The organism is Ferruginibacter sp., from assembly GCF_031430955.1.
Classification (GTDB): domain Bacteria; phylum Bacteroidota; class Bacteroidia; order Chitinophagales; family Chitinophagaceae; genus Ferruginibacter.
The window spans coordinates 1-2,818 of the sequence record NZ_JANPCM010000528.1 but is presented as its reverse complement, the minus strand read 5'-3'; the positions used below and the strand labels follow the sequence as shown (position 1 = coordinate 2,818).

The following is a 2,818-nucleotide window of genomic DNA, read 5'->3' as shown; positions in this document are numbered from 1 at the left end:
TAAATAACATGAGCAATGTATTAAAAGTTGCCACAATGCACACACCACACAGCACAAAAAATATTAAAGCAAAGTATTCTGCCACATGATTGCCCACTTTTTCAATATCACGGCCACTCAATAAAAAAAACAACAAGGTACAAACCAGCATTACGGTAATAAAAGTTAAGTTAAAAGCCGTGGTATGCAGCATATCTTTTACATCAATTGCAAAAAGAATTTCTCCTTCATTTATTGTGTACAATTCCCTTGCATTAGCTGCAATTATAAGTAACAGGCCACCAATAGCAATATACTTTGGTATGCTTTTATTTTTTATAAATGCCCCGGCAAGCATCAGTACAATTCCCCAGGCTGCTGTTAAAATAGTTGCGTTCATATTCCCCTATCCCCTAAAGGAGGACTGCTTATTTTTATTGTTAATTATTTACCTTTTCCTAAAATTACTGTTACTGCATCTTTGGTTAAGTTAAACAAAGGTTGCGGAAACACACCCACCAAAAATATAGCCACCACAATTACACTCAGTATTATTTTTTCGTTTAATGCTATTTCTTTTACCGTTGCAGTAATGGCGTTTGTTTCGCCATAAAAAACTTTTTGAACCATGTTTAAAGTATATACTGCAGCAAGAATTATACTTACACCTGCAATGGCTGCATACCAAACATTGAATTTAAACAAGCCGCTGAACATCATAAACTCACCTACAAATGCATTGGTTAATGGCAAGGCGATATTTGCTAAAGCAATTACCACCAGCATAATAGTTAGCACCGGTGCTTTGTGTGCAATACCACCGAGTTGAGAAATTTTTCGAACTCCGGTTTGCTTTTCAATTAAATCCACCACAATCCACAAACCAATAATATTAATGCCGTGGCTGAACATTTGTATCACTACACCCTGTACCCCAATTGATGTGGAAGAAAAAATTGCAGCACACATCAATCCAATATGTGCAATGGAAGAATAGGCCACCAATCTTTTTAGATCATCCTGTTTTATTGCAATTAAACTGGCGTATATCATTCCAAAAACGGACAAACCAATAATGAGTGTATCATATTTTGCAACAGCATCCGGAAATAAAGGGAGTAACCAGCGCAACACAGCAAACACACCCATCTTTACCATTATACCACTCAACACCATTGTTACGGCCGCCGGTGATTGTTCGTAAGTATCGGGCTGCCAGGTATGAAAAGGAAATATGGGCATCTTAATTGCAAATGCAATAAAGAATAACCAGAATAACCAAAACTGCTGCGGATATGTAAGCGCCACTTTATAAAAAGCGTTCCATGCAAAAGAATGAGCCACTTCACCATTGCCGGTAGTTTGCAGGTACACATAAATAATTCCTATCAGCATTAATAATGAACCTGCAAATGTGTACACAAAAAATTTGAAAGTGGCCTGTATCCTTTTTTCTCCGCCCCAGCGGCTGCATAAAAAATAAACAGGAATTAATGCCAGTTCCCAAAAGAAATAAAATACCAGTGCATCCATTGCCGTAAACACACCCATTAAACCAGCCTGCGCCAATAACATTAAACCATAAAAAGCATTAACGTTTTTATAAGTAGTATTATATGTAGCTACAAAAATTATAGGGAAAGAAAAGGCGGTTAAAAAAGTAAGCAAATGCCCCATACCATCCAGCCCTATTGAATAAGAAGCGCCAATTTCATGCATCCATTGCCACGATTCATTATTAAGTACTTTGTTATTTGAATAAATCAAGCTGAGTGAAGAAACCATTAAGATAAGTATTGATCCAAATAACGACCATGCTTTTACATGTTGCTCTTTTCTTAAAATAAATGTAACCAACCCAAAAATTAAGGGCAGCCAAATTAATAAATCAGGAAAAGTGACAGGTCCAAAATATTTCTCCATATCTTTTTACAAAAACAATTGTACAATGAATAAAATTAAAATTCCGATTACCATTAGTAAAACATAAGTACCCACATGGCCACTTTGCAATAAACGCACCTGGCGGCTGCCATAATTAACGGCTTTGCCTACACCGTTTACAAAACCGTCTATCCCTTTTTTCTCTACAATGTTATTAAAAAATGCCGCAAGAGATTGTAATGGTTTTACAATAACTGCTTCGTACAATTCATCTACATACCATTTATTTTGCAGCACTTTGCCCAAACCTGTTTCGGCAACATCTGTTTTTTGATATTTGCTAAATTTATTCCATGCAAAAACTAATGCTATTAATGCACCAATAACCGAAACAGCCATTAATAAATATTCTGTTGTGTGTGGTAAAGGATGTGCAGTTATTAATTTATTGCTGTCGGCAAAAATGGGTTCCAAAAAAGTTTCGAGCCTGTGGCCGCCATGCATAAATACTTCTGGGATGCCCACCCAACCACCGGCTAATGCAAGAATTGCTAATACAATTAAAGGAAAAGTAATTGCTTTAGGGCTTTCGTGTAAATGATGTTCCTGATCATGCGTACCTCTAAATTTTCCTAAAAATGTCATGGCGTATAAACGGAACATATAAAACGCCGTCATTAACGCACCCAAAACGCCAATACCCCACAGCAAAGGATTTTTTTCAAACGCATGAGCAAGTATTTCATCTTTACTAAAAAAACCGGAGAACGGCGGCATACCTGCAATGGCCAAACAACCAATTAAAAAAGTAAGGTGAGTAGTGCTCATGTATTTTTTTAATCCGCCCATGTTACGCATATCCTGTTCGCCGCTCATGGCATGTATTACACTGCCAGCGCCTAAAAATAATAAGGCTTTAAAGAATGCATGCGTCATTACATGAAATACAGCGCCG

General features: G+C 36.9%; 2 protein-coding genes and 1 pseudogene. All 3 read right to left on the bottom strand.

All coding sequences use genetic code 11. The annotated features are described in order from the left end of the window. Positions 1-379, bottom strand: a pseudogene (locus tag ACY65O_RS14860) (NADH-quinone oxidoreductase subunit N); the annotation flags it as partial. A gap of 44 nt (positions 380-423) precedes the next feature. After that, on the bottom strand, positions 424-1,902 hold the full coding sequence (locus ACY65O_RS14855; protein ID WP_462221644.1) for a complex I subunit 4 family protein: 1,479 nt from the start codon (positions 1,900-1,902) through the stop codon (positions 424-426). Between the two features lie 6 nt (positions 1,903-1,908). After that, positions 1,909-2,818 (bottom strand): proton-conducting transporter transmembrane domain-containing protein (locus ACY65O_RS14850; RefSeq protein ID WP_462221643.1); only part of this gene is annotated, 910 nt, incomplete at its 5' end.

What these genes read in the sequence shown, in the direction of transcription:
- ACY65O_RS14855 (WP_462221644.1), bottom strand. Translation starts at nt 1,902, where the DNA reads ATGGAGAAATATTTTGGACCTGTCACTTTTCCTGATTTATTAATTTGG.